The 19,631-nt window shown below is 33.4% G+C and carries 17 protein-coding genes; 7 read left to right on the top strand and 10 right to left on the bottom strand.

The features are described from left to right. Positions 1–105: 105 nt before the first annotated feature. Positions 106–1,506, bottom strand: a complete 1,401-nt coding sequence (gene mnmE, locus ACHRVX_RS05660) for a tRNA uridine-5-carboxymethylaminomethyl(34) synthesis GTPase MnmE (RefSeq protein WP_395330099.1) — start codon at positions 1,504–1,506, stop codon at positions 106–108. A gap of 184 nt (positions 1,507–1,690) precedes the next feature. On the opposite strand from mnmE, the gene ACHRVX_RS05655 reads away from it, so the two are divergent. Beyond that, entirely contained in the window at positions 1,691–2,524 is an 834-nt protein-coding gene (locus ACHRVX_RS05655) for a universal stress protein (RefSeq protein WP_395330097.1), read from the top strand. Between the two features lie 66 nt (positions 2,525–2,590). Beyond that, positions 2,591–4,363 (top strand): DNA mismatch repair protein, encoded by a 1,773-nt coding sequence (locus tag ACHRVX_RS05650; RefSeq protein WP_395330095.1) that lies wholly within the window; start codon positions 2,591–2,593, stop codon positions 4,361–4,363. A 230-nt stretch (positions 4,364–4,593) separates the two neighbouring features. Here the strand turns inward: ACHRVX_RS05650 and ACHRVX_RS05645 are convergent, their stop codons facing one another. The 3 genes from ACHRVX_RS05645 to ACHRVX_RS05635 form a co-directional block, all read right to left on the bottom strand. Beyond that, on the bottom strand, positions 4,594–5,100 hold the full coding sequence (locus ACHRVX_RS05645; RefSeq protein ID WP_395330093.1) for a PRC-barrel domain-containing protein: 507 nt from the start codon (positions 5,098–5,100) through the stop codon (positions 4,594–4,596). 195 nt (positions 5,101–5,295) lie between these two features. Then, positions 5,296–5,463: a hypothetical protein gene (locus ACHRVX_RS05640; protein WP_395330091.1), complete on the bottom strand. Its 168-nt coding sequence runs from the start codon at positions 5,461–5,463 to the stop codon at positions 5,296–5,298. A 187-nt stretch (positions 5,464–5,650) separates the two neighbouring features. Then, a complete protein-coding gene (locus tag ACHRVX_RS05635) occupies positions 5,651–6,673 on the bottom strand; it encodes an LLM class flavin-dependent oxidoreductase (RefSeq protein ID WP_395330088.1) in 1,023 nt (340 codons plus the stop codon). 292 nt (positions 6,674–6,965) lie between these two features. Here ACHRVX_RS05635 and ACHRVX_RS05630 point away from each other — a divergent pair, with 292 nt between their 5' ends. From ACHRVX_RS05630 to ACHRVX_RS05615, 4 genes are all read left to right on the top strand, one after another. Beyond that, positions 6,966–7,532 carry a Crp/Fnr family transcriptional regulator gene (locus tag ACHRVX_RS05630; RefSeq protein ID WP_395330085.1) on the top strand — a complete coding sequence of 189 codons (567 nt, stop codon included), beginning with the start codon at positions 6,966–6,968 and terminating at the stop codon, positions 7,530–7,532. Between the two features lie 102 nt (positions 7,533–7,634). Beyond that, positions 7,635–8,252 (top strand): hypothetical protein, encoded by a 618-nt coding sequence (locus ACHRVX_RS05625; protein WP_395330083.1) that lies wholly within the window; start codon positions 7,635–7,637, stop codon positions 8,250–8,252. 11 nt (positions 8,253–8,263) lie between these two features. After that, positions 8,264–9,265 carry an amidohydrolase family protein gene (locus ACHRVX_RS05620; RefSeq protein WP_395330081.1) on the top strand — a complete coding sequence of 334 codons (1,002 nt, stop codon included), beginning with the start codon at positions 8,264–8,266 and terminating at the stop codon, positions 9,263–9,265. Between the two features lie 17 nt (positions 9,266–9,282). Then, entirely contained in the window at positions 9,283–10,125 is an 843-nt protein-coding gene (locus tag ACHRVX_RS05615) for an alpha/beta fold hydrolase (RefSeq protein ID WP_395330079.1), read from the top strand. Positions 10,126–10,259: 134 nt separating this feature from the next. Here the strand turns inward: ACHRVX_RS05615 and ACHRVX_RS05610 are convergent, their stop codons facing one another. After that, on the bottom strand, positions 10,260–10,718 hold the full coding sequence (locus ACHRVX_RS05610) for an RNA methyltransferase (RefSeq protein ID WP_395330285.1): 459 nt from the start codon (positions 10,716–10,718) through the stop codon (positions 10,260–10,262). Between the two features lie 540 nt (positions 10,719–11,258). Here ACHRVX_RS05610 and ACHRVX_RS05605 point away from each other — a divergent pair. Next, complete coding sequence (locus ACHRVX_RS05605; RefSeq protein ID WP_395330076.1) at positions 11,259–12,761, top strand: ATP-binding protein; 1,503 nt, start codon at positions 11,259–11,261, stop codon at positions 12,759–12,761. Positions 12,762–12,895: 134 nt separating this feature from the next. Here ACHRVX_RS05605 and ACHRVX_RS05600 read toward each other — a convergent pair whose 3' ends face one another. The 5 genes from ACHRVX_RS05600 to ACHRVX_RS05580 all read right to left on the bottom strand — a co-directional run bounded on the left by ACHRVX_RS05600 (position 12,896) and on the right by ACHRVX_RS05580 (position 19,567). Then, entirely contained in the window at positions 12,896–15,838 is a 2,943-nt protein-coding gene (locus ACHRVX_RS05600; protein ID WP_395330074.1) for an Ig-like domain-containing protein, read from the bottom strand. A gap of 286 nt (positions 15,839–16,124) precedes the next feature. After that, positions 16,125–16,382 (bottom strand): hypothetical protein, encoded by a 258-nt coding sequence (locus ACHRVX_RS05595; RefSeq protein WP_395330071.1) that lies wholly within the window; start codon positions 16,380–16,382, stop codon positions 16,125–16,127. Between the two features lie 69 nt (positions 16,383–16,451). Then, positions 16,452–17,807, bottom strand: coding sequence for a S41 family peptidase (locus ACHRVX_RS05590; protein ID WP_395330068.1), 1,356 nt, complete (start codon positions 17,805–17,807; stop codon positions 16,452–16,454). A gap of 56 nt (positions 17,808–17,863) precedes the next feature. Beyond that, positions 17,864–18,652 (bottom strand): hypothetical protein, encoded by a 789-nt coding sequence (locus ACHRVX_RS05585; RefSeq protein ID WP_395330065.1) that lies wholly within the window; start codon positions 18,650–18,652, stop codon positions 17,864–17,866. Between the two features lie 57 nt (positions 18,653–18,709). Further along, entirely contained in the window at positions 18,710–19,567 is an 858-nt protein-coding gene (locus ACHRVX_RS05580; RefSeq protein WP_395330062.1) for a T9SS type A sorting domain-containing protein, read from the bottom strand. Positions 19,568–19,631 lie beyond the last annotated feature (64 nt).

Genomic DNA, 19,631 nt, shown 5'->3' with positions numbered 1-19,631 from the left:
TTCATTTTTGGAGGTTTTTATATAAAATTTATTGAGTATAAATCTTCAGGAATTATAATTAATAGTTACCACTTTCTTTTCGTTACTTTACGTTGTTTGGTTGTCCTACTTCCCAATACAGAAATTAGCAAAAATATTTCCTAGCAATTCATCATTCGAGACCTGCCCTGTAATAAGTCCGAATTGGTATAAAGCTTCACGGATATCAAGTGCAATTAAGTCACTTGAAAGATTAGTTTCAAGTCCAAATTTTACTTTTTGTATTTCATCCAAAGCTTTTAGTAAAGAATCATAATGTCTTGTATTAGTTACAATTGTTTCATTATTACGTAATGCTCCTGTATTTACAAAAGATAATAATTCATTTTTTAAATCTTCCACACCAATATTCTCTTTAGCTGAAATTTTTAAAAGTTTAAGGTTTAAAGTTTCAAGTTTTGCATTAATAGTTTCAATTTCGTTTTCACTTAATAAATCTACTTTATTAATAACAACTAATATTGGTTTTAAAGGATATTTATTTTTGACTTTTTCTATTTCAACAATATATTCAGAACCTGAAACCTGAAACTTGAAACCATCAAACAAGAATATTACAACTTGTGCCTGTTCTATTTTTTCGAAAGTTTTTTTGATTCCAATGCTTTCCACAACATCTTTAGTTTCGCGAATACCAGCAGTATCGATAAATCTAAAACCAATTCCGCCAATCACCAATTCATCTTCAATAGTGTCACGCGTAGTTCCGGCAATATCAGATACAATGGCGCGTTCTTCGTTTAATAAAGCATTCAATAAAGTTGATTTCCCTACGTTTGGTTCTCCCACAATTGCAACCGGGATTCCATTTTTAATAACATTCCCAACTGCAAAAGAGTCAATTAAGCGTTTTAAAACAAATTCAATTCGGTTTAATAATTCATGAAACTGAGTTCTGTCTGCAAATTCTACATCTTCCTCAGCAAAATCCAGTTCCAATTCAATTAAAGAAGCAAAATTCAAAAGTTCTTCACGCAGCTTTGCAATTTCATTACTAAATCCGCCACGCATTTGCTGCATTGCAATTTGGTGAGACGCCTCATTATCAGATGAAATTAAATCTGCAACTGCTTCTGCCTGCGATAAATCAAGTTTTCCGTTAAGGAAAGCGCGTAGTGTAAATTCACCTGCATCTGCCATTCTGCAGCCTTTTCTTAAAAGTAACTGAATAATTTGCTGTTGAATATATGTAGATCCGTGGCAGGAAATTTCAATTGTATTTTCGCCTGTATAAGAGTTTGGTCCTTTAAACACCGAAACCAAAACTTCGTCAAGTGTTTTTGTATCATCAACAATATGACCCAAATGCAAAGTGTGGGTTTTTTGTTTAGTTAAGTCTTTATTTTTGATGGATTTAAAAACCGAATTTCCAATAGCAATAGCTTCGGCTCCTGAAATTCGAATTATAGCAATGGCTCCCGCTCCGGACGGAGTTGCCAATGCAACTATAGAATCTTGATTTATCATGGTGCAAAGGTATAAAAAAAGCTATAAAATTATTCTGGTTGATGTCTTGTTGACGATATATTCTAAAATTGTTCTAAATTCATTTATTAAGAATTTATTAAATGTTAAAATACTGATAATTGTCAGAGTATTTTTATTTTAGAATGAGTAAATTTGAGAGAACAACTTCTAAATCCGAATCAAAATGAAAAAGATATTATTTCCCACAGATTTTTCCGAGTCATCAACAAATGCATTTGTGCATGCTTTAGAATTTGCTAAAATTGTTAATGCAGAACTTATTTTGTTACATACTTTTGAGATTCCGGTTTATGACAGCCAATTCTTTCCTGAAAATTATGCCGTAATTTACAGTTCAATAGAATTAGCAAAATTTGAAATGTTCAAAGATGAAATTCCGAAATTAAGAACCATTGCAATGGAACGGAATTTAGAAGATATTGTAATAAAACACCGCTTAATGGATGGCGATTTAATTTACAATTTAAAAAACGCCGTTGAAGAAGATAATGTAGATTTTGTAATCATGGGAACTTCAGGAGTTTCAGACTGGACAAAATTTTTTCTTGGATCAAATACAAGTTCAGTAATTTCAGAAGTTAAAGTTCCTGTTTTATGTATTCCTGCCGATACAAAGTTCAAAAAAATAAAAACGATTGGCTTTACAACACGTTATCGTGAAAAAGACAAAGTCGAATTAATAAAAGTTCTGGAGATTGCAGGAAAAACAAATGCAAAAGTAAAAAGCTTGTATGTTAAAACTTCATCCTCTGATGTTTCTGACGCAACTATCAAAGAGTGGGAAAAAGAATTCGAAAACGAAAATGTAGAGTTTTTAGTTTTACCAAGTGATGAAGTAAAAGAGACAATTCTCGACTTTATATTGTACAAGGATATTGATGTTTTAACCACAATTACACATAAAAGATCTTTTTTTGAAAGCATTTTTGACTCAAGCTTCACACAAAAAATAGCCAAAGAAGTTTCTGTACCGGTTTTAGTAATGCATGAAACCTAAAATTTTGTTTTGATGGTACATTTGTAAGTGTAAAACCTATATTTGTATTTCATTAAATCAAAAAAAATGGAAGCATATCTAAATAAAGTGGTCCATTACACCACAATTTTTAATCAAATCAATAAAAGATACAACAGCATTAGTATTCTGCGCCTTTTAAGTATTTTTCTTTGTTTGTTTTTATTATTTTATTATATAAAAACCAATGAAATCCTTTACGCAGTTTTTGCTTTTCTCTCTTTTTTTGGTTTTCTTTTTTTAATGCGAATCCATTCAAAATTATCTTTTCAAAAAGATTTGACAACCGCACTATTGAAGCTGAATCAAAATGAGATTACGTATTTAAAAAGAGAAAAAATCCCTTTTGAAACCGGAATCGAATTCAATGATTTTCATCATCCGTATGCTTATGATCTTGATATTTTTGGGGAACATTCATTATTCCAGAATATTAACAGAACCGCTACTTTTATCGGAAAAAAAACGTTAGCACATCAACTATTGAATTTATCCTCAAATGAAACAATCCTTGAAAATCAGGAAGCGATCAATGAGCTGAAAACTAAAATTGACTGGCGACAGGATTTCCTTGCTTTGGCAATGATTAGTAATGATTCTAAACATTCTTTTGATTCTTTAATTTACTGGAATTCATTTAAAAACAATACACTTCCTAAAGTTGTAGTTGCATTATCAATTATTCTTCCAACGCTGTTTTTTGGACTTTTAACAGCTTACTTTATTACTTCAAAAACTATTTTATTATCCTGGTTAACGTATGTTTTTATTGCCAACATGGTAGTTTTAGGAAAGTCCTTTAAGCGAATTCAAGCCGAAATTGCAAAAGCTGACAATGTCGATAAAATCATTAAACAATATAGCTTATTAGTACAGAAAATTGAAACTGAAACTTTTGAATCTAAGAAATTAATCGATTTACAAAAGCAGCTTATTTTTAGAAATGCCAACGCGAGCAAACATTTAAAAGATTTATCAGAATTGTTTTCGCGAATGGATACGATTAGTAATCTTTTCACGGCGACTTTATTCAACGGAACATTTTTATTCAATCTTCACGTTTTAAAAGCTCTTTTAAAATGGAAAGATAATTATTCGACCGAACTTGAAAAATGGATTACCATAATTGGCGAATTTGAAGCCTTAAATAGTTTAGCAAATTTAGCCTTTAATAATTCTGATTTTGTTTTTCCTGAAATCAATTCAGAATATAAAATAGGCTTTTCAAATTTAAGTCACCCCTTGTTAAATCCATCGACAAGAGTTGGTAATGACACTCATTTTTATCCGGAATCGTTTATGATTTTGACAGGTTCTAATATGTCTGGAAAAAGTACCTTTTTGAGAAGTTTAGGAATCAATATGGTGCTCGGCGGAATTGGTTCAGTTATCTGTGCGTCAAAAGCTAACATCCATCCGCTTCCAGTTTTGGTTTCAATGCGATTATCGGATTCTCTGGCAGATAGTGAATCTTATTTCTTTGCCGAAATCAAGCGTTTAAAGCAAATTATGGACGCGCTGGAAGATCAGCCTGCTTTTGTTTTGTTAGATGAAATTTTAAGAGGAACAAATTCTGATGACAAACGAAACGGAACAATTGAAGTCGTGAAAAAGATCATTGCCAAAAATGCCATTGGAGCAATCGCTACACACGATATCGAAGTTTGTCTCACAACAAATGAATATCCTGCTATTTTAACGAATCAGTGTTTCGAAGTCGAAATTCAAAACAACGAACTTCATTTTGATTATAAACTCCGCAACGGAATCTGTAAAAATAAAAGCGCCACCTTTTTAATGCAAAAAATGGGTGTTATTTAATGTTGAGATTTCGGGATAGATTCTGATTCCCGATTCCTTTTAACTATCAAAATTTAGTGCCTAACGGCACATCTTATTCACGAAAGAAACCAATATTCAGGTAAATCGTTACAACTTTAATCAAAACTAAAATCCATAAAAAAAGATCAAACATTGTAAAACGTTTGATCTTTTTTTATTGTTTACTTTATAAATGACGGCTTATTAATGCTAAACATCGCATAAAATCACTATCTGTCTTCAAATTCTCTACGGTTGTAAAAAGCATCATCATTGCTGTCGTAGTTCGGATCATTTTCAGGATAATACGATTTCATTACTCTTCTTTCATATTCTCTGTCAAAATTATGCTGCCTGTTATATCTGCTTGTGTTTCTAAACGTATCATATCCTATACTGTTAGCCATAACAATTTTAGTGTCTTTATTTATGTTTACAGATCCTATTGGTATGATAATATGACTATCTCCTTCATTATAAACAAACTCTTTTCCGTTGTCGCTTGCTATAACATCACGAACTTCATTATGGTTGTCTTCTACTAACCCTTTATCTAATTTCACATCCAGATAAACCACACGCTGCATATCTTTATTAACCCAAAGGTTATCAATTTTACCTATTGTACGGTTGTCAGCATCAACGATCTTCCATCCTCTTACATCAGAATAATTTGAAGAAATTTTATAATTAGATAGTTCGTCCAGTTTGTATAAGTTTTTGTCTTTATTTTCCATAAATTATTTTTTAGTATTAAAATTATTTTCCGCTAGTCTCATTGCAGGAATTTTTTGCTTTATAGTCCTTCACTTCTATTGCCGCAATAAAAATCACGATGATAACTTTATAAACTTATTTTAAACACAACACGTTATGTTAACAAATTTCAAAAGCTGACGAAAGAGCTATTTTTATTCCTGCATATTCGCTGGTTAATTAGTCGTATTGTCTGTACTTGTAGTGTTTTCAATTTCTACAGTATTTTGACTTTGTGCGTCATTATCTCTCAAAAAGATATAATATATAACTGCTGAGAGCAACAGGACCAATACAATCCATGGCCATATTGCCTTTTTTTTCTCAATTTTAATTTCTGCCATAACTTGTTTTTTTTTGATTATTTAATAGTTTTTTATTTACCATTAAAGATACAAATGACAGGAGGTTATAAAGTATTTAATTTCAACAGGATGTTACACAATTCCCAGCAGCTTGAAATTTAGAAATCAAGTAAATACAAAAAGCCTCCCATAAAGAGGAGGCTTTTTGTATTTGCTGTAAAAAATTTTAACGCCAACCCATTTCCGGGGCAATATATTCCAGAATCGCCGAAAGTACATGTATATTGTACTCAACGCCCAAAGTATTAGGTATAGTCAGCAACAGCGTATCAGCTTCCTGAATAGCTTCATCCTGCGCCAACTCTGCGATAAGCTTATCCGGTTCAGCAGCATAACTCTTTCCGAAAATTGCGCGTTTATCACTTTCTATATTTCCAAAACTATCAGATCCTTTACCTTGATCTCCAAAGTAATATCTGTCCTGATCATTGACCAGTGCAAAAATGGAACGACTTACTGAAACGCGTGGTTCATGTTGATGTCCCGCTTTTTTCCAGGCTTCTTTGTACAATCTAATCTGTTCTGCCTGCTGGATATGGAACGGTTTTCCGTTTTCGTCATATTTTAGTGTAGAACTTTGCAGGTGCATTCCGTTTTCGGCTGCCCAAATAGCGGTAGCATTTGATGCAGCTCCCCACCAGATCCTGTCTCGTAATCCTTCAGAATGTGGCTCAAGGCGCAATAATCCAGGCGGATTAGGAAACATGGGATACGGGTTTGGTTCGGCAAATCCCACACCACGAAGCTTATCTAAAAACTCTAACGCTTTTTTGCGTCCCATATCAGCATCTGTGTCACCTTGTATAGGCTCATAACCAAAAGCACGCCAGCCATCAACGACCTGCTCCGGCGATCCCCTGCTAATCCCTAATTGCAAACGTCCCTCTGAAATTAAGTCCGCGGCACTGGCATCTTCTACCATATATAAAGGGTTTTCATACCGCATATCAATTACACCTGTCCCAATCTCTATTTTACTCGTTTTAGCACCGATGGCAGAAAGTAAAGGAAAAGGCGATGCCAGCTGTCTGGCAAAATGATGTACTCTAAAATAAGCACCATCTAAACCAATTTCCTCTGCGGCAACGGCCAAATCTATAGACTGAAGCAGTGTATCGCTTGCCGTACGAGCTTTATAGGAAGGATGATCTGCCCAATGCCCAAACGATAAAAATCCGATTTTCTTCATAGTTACCATTGTTATTATTTACAATTCCAAATATAAGCATCATTATCGAGTGAGTTTATATCCGTTAGGAAAAAATAATAGCAATATCTATTGTAAAATATTTATTAATAAGTTACTCAAAAAAATATTTGGCTTTCTGCGTAGCATTGAAAACTTTTATCTTTTTAATAAAACGGTTATTTTTCTTACTTTTATATTCTTCAGGAATTAAATTTGTTTTATATTTATAGGTATCTAATTGCTTAAATAATTATAAAAATTATTGTTAAGCACATCAATACAAATTATTCTTATGACAGATATATTTAAAGATTTTATTACTGAATTAGCCAAAGTTAATAAGAAGGACATGGATAGAATAATGTCTTGCATTAATACTTATAAGGTAAAAAGAAATACAATTATTTTATCTCAGGGGGAAATTTGTTCTCATTATTATTTTTTAGAAAAAGGTTGTATGCGTACCTATTATGTAACAAAAGAAGGTCTGGAAAAAACACGATTAATTTCTTTTGACAATACTCCTGTAACAGCACTTACCAGTTTTATTACTCAAAAACCTTCTCTTGAATATATTGATGCCTTAGAAGATTCTGAACTACTGTCAATCTCTCAGACTGATTTTTTTATGCTTTTGGACGAAATTCCAAGTTGGGCATTATTCTACAGAAAAAACTTAGAATTAGCGTTTGCTTTTCAAAATAGCAGAATCGAAGATTTGGTCACTTTGTCTGCCAAAGAGCGCTACGAAAAACTTTTAAAAGAACAACCTCATTATATTAGACGCCTTTCCAACAGAGTTGTGGCTACCTATCTGGGAATTTCTCAGGAAACTTTAAGCCGATTAAAATCAAAGTAACGATTTTGACATTTGTCAATGCACAGGTTTTTATATCGTCCTAATTTTGTACTATAAATCATCAGAAAACAAACTGGGATTCAAACATAAATTTTTAGGATCATGAAAATATTATTAAAAAAACCTGAACTCAATACTGCTCAAAGCGTAATTGATAAATTCAGTATCAAAGAATTAATCGAGTTCGAACGTTTTTGCAGAGACAATGCGCAATGGGAAGAAATGAAGAAATGTTTTGCAGAAAATTCGACCGTAACAATTTCATGGTTTAAAGGTTCCGGACATGAATTTGTAGCTGCATCAAGCAAAATGGAAACGTATGCCCCACATAAATTATTTGACACTTTAGTATGGATTAATAATGATAAAGCGGTTGCAATTACAATGGCAACGATCCAGATGAGAATGGTGATTCAGGGACATTTATTAGAATTAAGCTCTGATGTAAAACTATTGTATAAAACTCAGAAAATAAACGATAAATGGGCAATCATTTCTATGGAAGGCATTTATGAAAAAGATGCTTTAATACCCGTTTCTCCATCGGACGGAATCCTGATCCCAAAAGATGAAATTGCCAAATTCAGACCAAGTTATGCTAATATGTCTTATGCTTTAAGCAAAAGTGGTTATGATGTAAATGTTAATTTACCAGGAATTGATAAACCCGAAACAGTAACAAAATTGTATCAGGAATCAGAAAATTGGCTGAACTCTTAAAATTAAAAAAAATGAAAATTATCACGATAGAAGAACATTTCAGCTCTCCGAAAATAAGCGCAAAAATGAAACAATTTCAGCGTAAAAATGCAGATGTTGATAAAGATATTCAAGAATTAATAAAACATTATTTACCAACAAATGATGATATTGAAGATGTTGGCGCACGCAGACTTAAATTTATGGATGAAAGCGGTATTGACATGCAGGTCATTTCTTACGGAAGCGGAAGTCCACAGGGAATTGCAGATCCAAAGATTGCTGTTGAACTTTGTGCAGAAGCCAATGATGAATTAGCTCAATTGATCAAACAGAACCCAACCCGATTTGCAGGTTTTGCTACTTTGCCGGTTGCTGATCCTATTGCAGCGGCTGCAGAATTAGAACGTGCCGTAAAAATTCTGGGATTTAAAGGAGCTTTATTAGCAGGAACTTTTCAGGGGAATTTCTTTGATGAACCGGAATTCTTTCCAATTTTTGAAAAAGCAGCTGAATTGAATGTGCCTGTTTATTTGCATCCCGGAATTATTGACAAAGGTGTTGCAGATCATTATTTTAAAAATGAAAATTGGTCAAAATTAGTGAACGGAGTTTTTCCGGCAGCAGGATTTGGCTGGCACATGGATAGCGGAATTCATGTTTTAAGAATGATTCTTTCAGGTGTTTTTGACAAATTGCCTAATCTTAAACTGATTTCCGGACACTGGGGAGAATTTGTTCCTTTTTTTCTGGAAAGATTAGATGAAACACTTTATCAGGAAATGACACATTTGAAACGCAATATTTCAGACTATTATAAAGAGAATGTTTACATAACGCCAAGCGGAATTTTCTCTGAAGTACAACTAAAATTTGCAATTGCACAAATGGGCGCCGATCATATTATTTATGCTGGAGATTATCCCTATCTGATAAAAAATGAAACAGGATATTTTCTTAAAAATGCTCCAATTTCTGAAGAAGACAAAGCTAAAATCGGGCATTTGAATGTAGAAAAATTATTGAATTTATAACCCTAAAATAGAAAGAAATGGATACTAATAAACAACCAATCGAAGGTGTAAAAACAGGCATATTAAAAGTTTCAGGAGCTGAATTGTATTATGAAACTAAAGGAGAAGGTCCTGTTTTATTAATGATTCCGGGTGCAAATGGAGATCATTTTATCTTTACGCCTATTCGCGAAATATTATCAAAAACGTTTACGGTAGTTACATATGACCGAAGAGGATTTTCAGGCTCAAAACTTATTGGAGAACAAGACTATAGCCACAGAATAGATACGGATGCCAATGATGCGGCAAGTTTAATAAAACTTTTTACAACTGAACCTGCTTTTGTATTTGCAAGCAGTTCAGGAGCTTTGGTTTCACTTCAGTTGATGACGCTTCATCCGGAAATTATTAAAGCATTGATTCCACATGAGCCAACAGCTTTAAAATATCTTCCTGATGTTGATAAATGGAAAGCCACTGTTCAAGAAATTTATGATATTTACACTAAAGAAGGTGAAGGCCCTGCAAAAAATAAATTTGTAGATGATCTTATTTCCGGAACACAAGATGGAGAATTGATGCGCGGCGGAAAAGGTTCTGAAACGCCAAATACAAAATACTGGTTTCAGCATGAAATGAGACAATATCCATCGACTGATTTTGATACTGGTAAATTAGAAGAAAACAAAGACAAAATCCTTTTTTGCGTAGGAAGAGATTCTGTTCATACAATGCCTGCATGGCCTGTTACAAATCTTGCAAAACAATTTGGAACCGAAGTTTTATCTGTTCCGGGAGGACATTTAGGATATGCGCTTCATCCTGCTGATTTTGCAAAAGATTTTATTGAAGGTTTACAAAGACGTGGAAAAATCTAGATCCTTCTGTCTTATAAAAATCATTAATAAGTTAAGATTTGTAACTATTAAACCAAAAAAAGTGTTCAGTAACCGAACACTTTTTTTTTAAAGATATAATTTGCAGAAGTCAGAAAATAAACTACGTTTTTGTTTTAAGATCGTGGTTTGGGCAAATTTCTGTCGTACATAATAATAGTTCCTGCCACAGCTACATTTAAGCTTTTTACTGATTTGAATTTCACTAAATGATGGCATTTATCCATTACTTTTTTGGATAACCCATGATCCTCTGCTCCTAATAAATAAACACAACGTCTTGGATGTTCAAAAGTCTCTAAGTCCGAAGCTTTATCGTCTAATTCAACACCAACTAATCGCGCTCCTTTAGGTAAGTTTTCAAAAAAAACTTCAAAAGTATCATAATGAAAATACGGAATTGACTTTACCGCATCATGAGTATCACTGGCTTGTTTGGCATATCGATTTCCTATGGTAAATATAAAAGTAGCGCCTAAGTTTTGAGCAGATCGCCATAAAACACCCAAATTTTCAGGCGTTTTACCATTTTGTATTCCTATCCCGAAATATTCATTTATAAAATTATCATTCATAACGGCAAAAGTACAAACTGTAAGTACATCAGTCAATTTTTATTGAATGAAACACAGGTTTGATAAATGTATCAGAATCACTTTTCAAAATAGCACAAATGTTGATTTTGTATTTTACATAAATAGCATCTGAACATTGTAATAATGTGGTGAGAAAATGAAAGGGATATAATCAAATGAGATTTTTATTATTAATTATTATTCTCTAAAAAATTATTTTTTATGTAAATCAAAATATTGCGATACATAATTGTTAAAGATTTAAAATTGTTTAAGTATTTAAGATAAATATTAAACAAAATGTTTTTTAATTTATTAACTTAGCTTAGTAACGTTGACTATTTTAATTACTTGCAGAATTTTTTTTCTAATTGAAAATAATAGTTAATTAAAAAACTAAGAATGGAATTAACAGATTTAATTAAACCAACAGCATTTTTTTCTGACAATAACTCATTCAGATATTACATATATTTATATGTATCATAAAGTTATACATATAAATAAAATAGTTTCAAAACAAAACTAAATCACAATACTATGTACTTAAATATAGGGCTCTTAAATGATATAGTTAATAATACGCCGTTGCCCATAGCAGTTTACTCAGGAAATGAACTTAAAATAGAGCTTGCAAATGCTGCTATGATAAAGACCTGGGGAAAAGGCGATCAGGTAATAGGAAAAAAATACCTGGATGTATTGCCGGAAATCAAAAATGAAGATTTTTTTAAAGAGGCTACCGATGTTCTAAAAACCGGCATGCCTTTTCATGGTAAAATTAAACGAGTGGACCTGGTTATAGACGGAATAATGACTACACATTATTTCAATTATAGTTTTATACCGCTTATTAATGCGGAAGGAATTATTTATGGAGTAATGAACACCGGTACAGATGTTACTGATCTGTATGTGGCACAACAAAAAATAAAAAGCTCAGAGGAAAGGCTTAAAATGGCCATTGATACATCTGATCTGGGAACTTACGAAATAGACCTGACGACAAAAAAACTACAAACATCCGGAAGTTTCAATTCTATTTTATCCATTAGCACAGATGCTTCCAATGAGGAACTGATCGAAAAGATACATCAGGATGATCTCGTCATGCTCAAAAAAGAATATGAAAATGCTCTTATAACGGCAAAAATAGGTTGCCAAACGCGCATTATAAATAAAGACCATACTATTAAGTGGGTGAAAATTAGAGGCGAAGTTATCAAAGACGAAAATGGAAAGCCAACTACTATTATCGGAATAATTCAGGATATTTCTGAGCAGCGCGAATTTGAGGAAGAATTAAAAAAACAGGTTGTCAGCAGTACCGAGGAACTGAGGAGATCTAATGATGATCTTTTGCATTTTGCAAATGTTGTAAGTCATGATCTGAGAGAGCCTGTTCGAAAAATTAAAATGTACAATAACATTTTGCGGGATGAAAAAAATATTGATTATAATGACAATTGTAAAAAGTATTTTCAAAAAATAGATCATTCTGCCCAAAGAATGCAAAATCTTATAGAGGGAATCCTCTCCTACTCAACTGTTGGTAAAAATACACAGCCTGTTCAACCAATAGATCTTAACGCAGTTATTGAAAATATAAAAATAGATCTGGAACTTGTTATTAAGGAAAAAGGCGCCATACTTGTTGGTTGCGATCTTCCTGAAATTGAAGGAGTTCCTATTCTCATCAGCCAGCTTTTTTATAACCTGATGCAAAATGCATTAAAATTTTCTAAAGCAAGTGAACCTCCCAGAGTGGTAATAACCTGTTCTAAAACAATTATTGAAGGAAAAGATGCTGTACAAATTGTAATTAAAGATAATGGTATTGGAATGGATGCTGCGTATGCTGAAAGGATATTTTCAGCATTTGAAAGATTACATTCAAAAGATGACTATGAAGGAAACGGCCTGGGCCTTGCACTTTGCCGAAAAATTGCCATACGACACCATGGAACAATTACTGCAACAGGTGAAAAAGATAATGGAGCAGAATTTACAGTTACGCTTCCTTTAAAACAATTAATTAATTGATTGATTGAGTAAATAATAAAGAAGGATTTTGGCAGAACATATTTTCAATTACAAGAACTTATTTTATAATTGAAAAAACCAGTGAAATTAACTTCACTGGTTTTTTTTTAATTTATTTAAATTTCTAATATTGATTACTTGACAATCACTTTTTTAGAAACATTAAATACATTTGAACTAATTGTTACAACATATATTCCTGCTGCTAAATTATGATTGATTGTTGAAGAAGAGTTTAGTTTATTTACCAAAACCTCTCTTCCGTTTATATCAGTAATGGTTATTGTGGCGATATCTCCCGCTTTCAATTCCGGAAATACAATATTGAATTCATTGTTAATTGCCGGATTCGGATAAATACCTATGAAAGCGTTGTTTTCGGCATTTACTTCTGTAATAGTTTCAATTCTTTTTGATGTCGATGTGGTTTGAAATTGCCATTGTGCGCTTTCCCAATTGTTTTGAGCTCCTGCATATTGCGCAGATCCATTGAGGTTTTCGATATGAATCATGCTTCCGGTTTGCCATCTGTTTTTAATTCTTACCCAGGTACCATCAACATTTTCGTTTGACCATTGTGCACTATACCAGGTTGTTTGTCCTGCAGTACATTGTACCGCGCCTGTTAAGTTTTCAATATGCATTATCTCTCCCGTACCAACATTTTTCAGAACAAAATAAGTGGCATCAATGGCTACTTTTTCCCATTTGTAATTATTATTGGCAATACTTGCACCATAACCTACATTTGCTCCCGCATCATATAAATAGTTGTTCGTCCATTTGTTTTTAATGGTAAAGTAGTTGCCTGTTGCAGTATTAACGGTAATTAAAGCTGTACTGGTTTTATTTCCGTCTTGGGTTGTTACTGTGATTGTTGCTGTTCCGTTTGCTATTGCGGTTACTAAACCTGAAGAATTCACGGTTGCAACTCCTGTATTGTTTGAAGCATAACTAACCGATTTATTGCTTGCATTATTTGGTAAAACTGTTGGCGTTAAATGTTGTGTTGCGCCTACGCTTAAAGTCGCAGTTGCAGGGCTCAAACTCACACTTGTAACAGCTACATTTGATGAATTTACAGTGATTACAGCAGTTGCTATTTTGTTGCCGTCCTGAGTTGTGACCGTAATAGTAGCAGATCCTGAAGCAATAGCAGCAACTAAACCTGATCCATTTACCGTTGCTACGCCGGTATTATTAGAACTATAACTTACTGTTTTGTTTGTTGCATTTGCCGGAGCAACAGTTGGTGTCAATTGCTGTGTTCCGCCCACGCTTAAAGTCGCCGTTGCTGGTGAAAGTGTAATTCCTGTTACTGGAATTGACGTGGTAGAACAATTTGAGCTTTGTGTCCATGAAAACGTACCAATTGCACTTAATTCTTCATTATTTGTTGCATTACCGCCTCTATTGGAGTAATTCATATTGCAATATGTTCCGTTTCCGCTTGGAGAACCTCCTATAAGTACAAAAAATCCTCTGCCCCAATTTCTATTAAGTGCATTATTATTTGGATATTCTTTACCGGTTCCGTTAACGGTTATATTTTTAAAAGTCAGATTGTAAATTCCGTCTCCTCCCCTTTTGCTTATCGAAATAGCATCATTTCTTGAATCTAAAATATCAATATTATAAAGCTGAACATTTTTAACCTGAGTTCCTGCATTACTGGCACTAAAAATATCTACTGCCGCCACCGGATTGTTATACGTGTCATTAAAGGTTCCGCATGAGGTTATCGTAATATCGTGTATTTCATGGCTTCCATCATTGTTAAATGGCGCTCCGGGGAAATTATTACTAACTCTGATCCCGGCTTCCAGATTGTCTTTTATAATTAAATTGTAGGCTTTGTTATTTTTCCCGCCATAAATCGCTAAACCTGTGGCACGCCAGCAATTTTCAGATGTATTGTATCTAAAAGTATTATTGATACATTCCAGACCGTCAGCGGACCAAATTGCCTGATCATCATCGCCGTTATTTCTAAAACTGCAATGTTCTACAATAGCATTTGCAGTTCCTTTGCAAAGATTGATTCCATCTGCATAATTATTTCTAAAACGGCAATGTGATAATGTAAATCCATCGGCAATAGCCGGACCTCCCACATTGTATTGGGCAATCCAGGCACCACATTCAAAATGTTCTGCCCAAATATTTTTTATGGTTGAAGTGGCTGTAAAAACTCCATTTATCGCTTTGTATGAATTACTTCTGGATGCTGAATTAGTTGTTAAGTAAAGATCTGCAAATGAAATATTGCTTGCATTTGCGCGTAATCCGCCATTACCGCTGCTTGTATTGGTGAAATTAATTTGAGTATACCACATTCCGGCACCAATTAATGAAGTGTTTGCCGAACCAAAATACAATTCGCGATTTACGTTGAAAACACCACTTGGCACAAATATTTTTTTACCGCCATTAGCATCAATAAAGGTTTGAAGATCATTTCCGTTTCCGGTATAAGTTACTGAACCGGAAGGAGCTGTAACAATTGCCGGAACAGGTTCCATTTCTGCAAAATCCAAATGAATATTCCCCGTTTCTCTCACCAGTTTTAAGGTTCCCGATGCTGCAATTTTGGAGGGAAGTTTGTAGCGTACTTCATCAAATCGCATTCTTGGATTTTGATTTGTAATTCCTCCATTATTAGGATTTCCGTTGCTCCACAAATATTCCCACGACCAGGTCGAAGTCAATGTAATAGTTGTAATTTTTGTGTTTCCGTTATACACACCTAAAGTCGCTGTTTGTCCGTCAGGAACGCTATAACGAACTACAAGTCCGTCTGCCGCTTCAGTAAGATTCCATTGAATTGTGGCATTTGTTGCAGACATGTTTACGCATTGCTGATCTGTAGCTTCAGATTGAAGATCAGCCTGAACGTATGATTTTGAAGTAGTTGTGGCTCCATTAGACAATTGACCCAGATTGGCTTCATACCTTTTATAGGGTGCATCATAATAACCTCGCTGCGCATATAAATTTGAGGTCAAAAGGACAAAAAAGATCCCTGTTAAAAGGCAAAATTTGCCTCTTTTAAAAATAGCATGTAATTGATTCTTCATAATTTCGGTTTTAAATAGTTAGGTCCTGAAAAGGACAAACCGAAATTAGACTTATTATAAAATTTAAAAAAAAGATATGTTAAAAATCAAGATTTATACCACGATGAATTATTCATAAGTATTTAATAATCAGCACAATAATTCTTTTTCTCAAAACAGATAATCCAGAATAAGTATAGGTAAGAAGTTTCTGATTTAAGCCAAAATCAATGTGAATATGGAATTTTTATTCGCCTTTTTATATTAATATCATCTTTTAAATTGAAAATAATGTGAGATTACAAATTCAACGTGACAAATTGCTTTTTTTTTGTACAACTGGATTCATTTTCCTGATGTTGCTGTTAATAATGCTTCTCGTTGATTTTTTTTTGATCTCATATGCTTTTGTGCATCTTTCTAGTTCAGCATATAGTAACTTAAACTTATCATATAGAGCATCTAGTTCTTCCATGGCTTTTCGCGTTCTGGCATCTTCCGCTTCTTCAATTTTATTTTTATAAATAGTAGAAAGATGTTCGAATTTATGAAATGCGTTTAGCAAGATCCGATGCTCTTTAGAATTTATTCCTTGCATAATAACAGTAATATTGACTAAGATTCTAAAAAATTATTAGGGATTAAAACGTAACATTGGATCTGCATCTATATCGATTTTAGACGGAGAATGAAATCGTAAATTTGTAACCTTCATTTTACTTGTAGTTCCGGATATGTTTCCTAATGCTTCGCTTAACAAAATTTCTGAACGATTGCCTAGAGGAAAAACTTCTAATTCCTGAAGTTCTTTTGCATAAATATTGGGACTTATTCCTTTAGAATAATCACCTTCATGTCTGGAATTAAACAACTTATATATTGATGGATACAATATCCAGCCTTTAGTTCCCGCAATTCGATCATCTTCTATAGGAAATCCGGCAACGTCTTTCCCAAAAGTTTTTTCGCCAAGAGCGATAACATTTGTATAAGGTTTCAGATTATTAATTATAAGTTCTGATGCTGATGCGGTCCTGTTTCCGCATAATATATAGATTCGGTTTATTGACGGATGAGCACTTCGCAAAGCATCAAACGTTATTTTTGATTCATTGCTTTTTAAAGCCTGGTCAAATGTCTGGTCGACATTGCCTCCATTTGCATTTCCTTCAAATTTTATAAAAACATCTGTTGATTTAATATTTGGCGCCAGAATACTGCTTAATGCTGTTGCAGATGCGATATCTCCTCCTCCATTATATCTTAAATCTAATACAAGTTCTGTGATGGATTTGCTTTTTAATTCCTGAAAAATCTGCAGAAATTGTTGCGCCTGACCTACATCAAAATGCGGAATTTCAACATAGCCAATCTTAGTATTTTTATCTGAAATAACCTGATACGAAATGGGCTGTAAAAAACTAAATCCCTGCAATAAGGAAACTTCCCTGAGAGCAGAAAAACCGGATTTTGAAGAATATAAAGTCGTTTGCAGGTTTAGCTTTTGCGCACCAATCATATTTTTATACAATTGGTCGTAATTTCCCGCAGCCAAAAATGTTCCGTCGATTTTAGTTATCAGCTGACCTCTTTGCAAACCACTATTTTTAGCAGGAGAATCTGCTAAAACATATAGTATTACACCATAATATTTCCCTTCAAATTCAACAAAAGATACATCAAACCCAAAGCTTCGTCTGAGGCTTTGTGGCGCGGTTTCAGGCAATTCAGGATGTATGGCGTAAGAATAAATATCTTCTTTTTGCAATAAATTTTTAAAATACTCTTTTGGCTTTACCGATAAATTACCCTGAGCCGGCATTGTTGCGCTCCAGCGATAATATTTTTTCATTTGCTGGTACATCCAATCGTTTACATATTCATTTGAATTTTCTTTATAAATTGTTGGTGCATCATCACTTTCACAGGAAAGGATTAAAAAAGACAATAAAAGAAAAATAAATATTGGGCTATAATTTAAGTATTTCATTTTTTAATTTTTGTTTCCAAAAAAATATTGATTCCTGAATCCTGACAATTAACGGATTAAAAAGTAAAAAAATCGGCTAAATTGATTACGCCTTCCACTCCGGAAAACTTTCCGTTTGCATCTTGTTTTTCTTCAAGAATAATTTGTTTTGATTTATTGTTTGTCATGGTTAATGCCACAATAACTTTTTGACCTGTAATATAAGATTCCTTCGTGCCGTGTTTTACCAGTTCCATTTTTATAGCTGCCGGAGTGCTAAACGGAAATTCGATAAAATCACTTGGAGCATCTTTACTGATATTTTTTACGGTGCCTAAAACCTGACCGTTGCTTTTTGTAATAATTCCGTCTAGTGTTCCCTGATAACTGCTGCCGGAATATTTATTTAATGATGGAAACAGAAACTTAAAACCTGCAGTTCCGGTTTGGGTTAATGTGCCTGCTTTTAAAAATGAAACGTCATCTATATATAAATCTTCCTTAGCATAAAAATACAAAGCACTACTTGGTGTCTGGTTTGTAAAAAGGTACGTTCCCAGAATTTGGCTGGTTTTTTTATTGGTAATTACCAACGTTTTTACCTCATCATTAAAAAAAACAAAATCATAATCTTTTTCTATTTTTTTTACGAAAGCTGTATTGTTTTTATCCTTGCCTATCTCAATCAATTTGCCGTTTACCGTCATTTGAATAGAGTCGTTTAAAGCGTTGTAACCGTGTATCGCGACTTTGCCAATTTCTCTTTTTCTCTGATCATAATAAGGCGTTAATTCATCATTTGTACAAGAACCAAAAATGGCCAGTATAACGGAAAGGAAAAATGCTTTTGTAATCTTATTTTTCATATGATATTTTTTATTAAGGCAGCTATTTTATATAAAATAAAATTGGCTGCCCTTTTTTTACTTTTTAATAAATTTTATTGTTTGTGAATTGGTATCGTTAGTTATTAACAGAAAATATAATCCCTGCGGTAAATTGTCTAAAGCAATATTTTCGCTGTAATTTGTTTCTTTTACAAGATTTCCTGCTGCATTATAAATTTTCAAAGAGGTTTTATCATCCTGAAACTGCGCTGCTAGTTGTAGTTCTAAATTTTCTTTTACTGGATTTTGCTTCAGGAATGAAACATTTTTATCAAGGATATTATCGCCTGTTCCTAAATTTCCTCCTGCTACCACTGAAACTTTATCGATTTCAAAACCTATAAAGTTCAGGTTTTCATCTGCTACGTTTGATACGGCTAAATAAACGACTGCTTCGCCTGCAAATTGAGAAATATCTACGCTGTAATCTTTAAACTCGGCGTCAAGTTCTGTTTGTCTTTGTAAATTAACAGTGCCTAAAAGTGTAAATGTATCCGGATCTGTTGAGGTAGAACCATATACTAATAAATCCTGATTGGTATCATAAATACTGGTTTGCGCATTTAGAATAAGCTGCACGTTTTTGCCGGATTGCTGTGATAAATCAATTGCCGGTGTAATCGCCCAGTTTTCTACTAAACGAACTACGGTGCTAAGATCATTAAGATCCATTAGATAATTTCCTAAAATGCTGTATTCACCATCTACAATTGCGCTTCCGCTTTCATCAAGGTTGATGTTTTTTCTGGCAATCCAGTTTATTCCATCTCCATCCCTGTCCAGTAAAGTCCAGTCAGACAAATCTGCATCATCAAAATCATCCTCCCAAACAGTCACCTGCGCTGATGAGATTGAAGTAACCAAAACAAATATAAAAAGTATAATTTTTTTCATTTTTTTTATTTTTTAAAAACATGGGCAGAAATAGTCTGCCCATGTAAATTTTTATTAACCAATA

The sequence above is a fragment of the Flavobacterium sp. FlaQc-47 genome, from assembly GCF_044006475.1.
Lineage (GTDB): Bacteria > Bacteroidota > Bacteroidia > Flavobacteriales > Flavobacteriaceae > Flavobacterium.
This window is presented reverse-complemented; position numbering and strand designations above follow the sequence as displayed.

What these genes read in the sequence shown, in the direction of transcription:
- ACHRVX_RS05620 (WP_395330081.1), top strand. Translation starts at nt 8,264, where the DNA reads ATGAAAATTATCACGATAGAAGAACATTTCAGCTCTCCGAAAATAAGC.
- ACHRVX_RS05580 (WP_395330062.1), bottom strand. Translation starts at nt 19,567, where the DNA reads ATGAAAAAAATTATACTTTTTATATTTGTTTTGGTTACTTCAATCTCA.
- ACHRVX_RS05590 (WP_395330068.1), bottom strand. Translation starts at nt 17,807, where the DNA reads ATGAAATACTTAAATTATAGCCCAATATTTATTTTTCTTTTATTGTCT.
- ACHRVX_RS05645 (WP_395330093.1), bottom strand. Translation starts at nt 5,100, where the DNA reads ATGGAAAATAAAGACAAAAACTTATACAAACTGGACGAACTATCTAAT.
- ACHRVX_RS05655 (WP_395330097.1), top strand. Translation starts at nt 1,691, where the DNA reads ATGAAAAAGATATTATTTCCCACAGATTTTTCCGAGTCATCAACAAAT.
- ACHRVX_RS05610 (WP_395330285.1), bottom strand. Translation starts at nt 10,718, where the DNA reads ATGAATGATAATTTTATAAATGAATATTTCGGGATAGGAATACAAAAT.
- ACHRVX_RS05600 (WP_395330074.1), bottom strand. Translation starts at nt 15,838, where the DNA reads ATGAAGAATCAATTACATGCTATTTTTAAAAGAGGCAAATTTTGCCTT.
- ACHRVX_RS05650 (WP_395330095.1), top strand. Translation starts at nt 2,591, where the DNA reads ATGGAAGCATATCTAAATAAAGTGGTCCATTACACCACAATTTTTAAT.
- ACHRVX_RS05640 (WP_395330091.1), bottom strand. Translation starts at nt 5,463, where the DNA reads ATGGCAGAAATTAAAATTGAGAAAAAAAAGGCAATATGGCCATGGATT.
- ACHRVX_RS05585 (WP_395330065.1), bottom strand. Translation starts at nt 18,652, where the DNA reads ATGAAAAATAAGATTACAAAAGCATTTTTCCTTTCCGTTATACTGGCC.
- ACHRVX_RS05625 (WP_395330083.1), top strand. Translation starts at nt 7,635, where the DNA reads ATGAAAATATTATTAAAAAAACCTGAACTCAATACTGCTCAAAGCGTA.
- ACHRVX_RS05630 (WP_395330085.1), top strand. Translation starts at nt 6,966, where the DNA reads ATGACAGATATATTTAAAGATTTTATTACTGAATTAGCCAAAGTTAAT.
- ACHRVX_RS05635 (WP_395330088.1), bottom strand. Translation starts at nt 6,673, where the DNA reads ATGAAGAAAATCGGATTTTTATCGTTTGGGCATTGGGCAGATCATCCT.
- mnmE (WP_395330099.1), bottom strand. Translation starts at nt 1,506, where the DNA reads ATGATAAATCAAGATTCTATAGTTGCATTGGCAACTCCGTCCGGAGCG.
- ACHRVX_RS05605 (WP_395330076.1), top strand. Translation starts at nt 11,259, where the DNA reads ATGTACTTAAATATAGGGCTCTTAAATGATATAGTTAATAATACGCCG.
- ACHRVX_RS05615 (WP_395330079.1), top strand. Translation starts at nt 9,283, where the DNA reads ATGGATACTAATAAACAACCAATCGAAGGTGTAAAAACAGGCATATTA.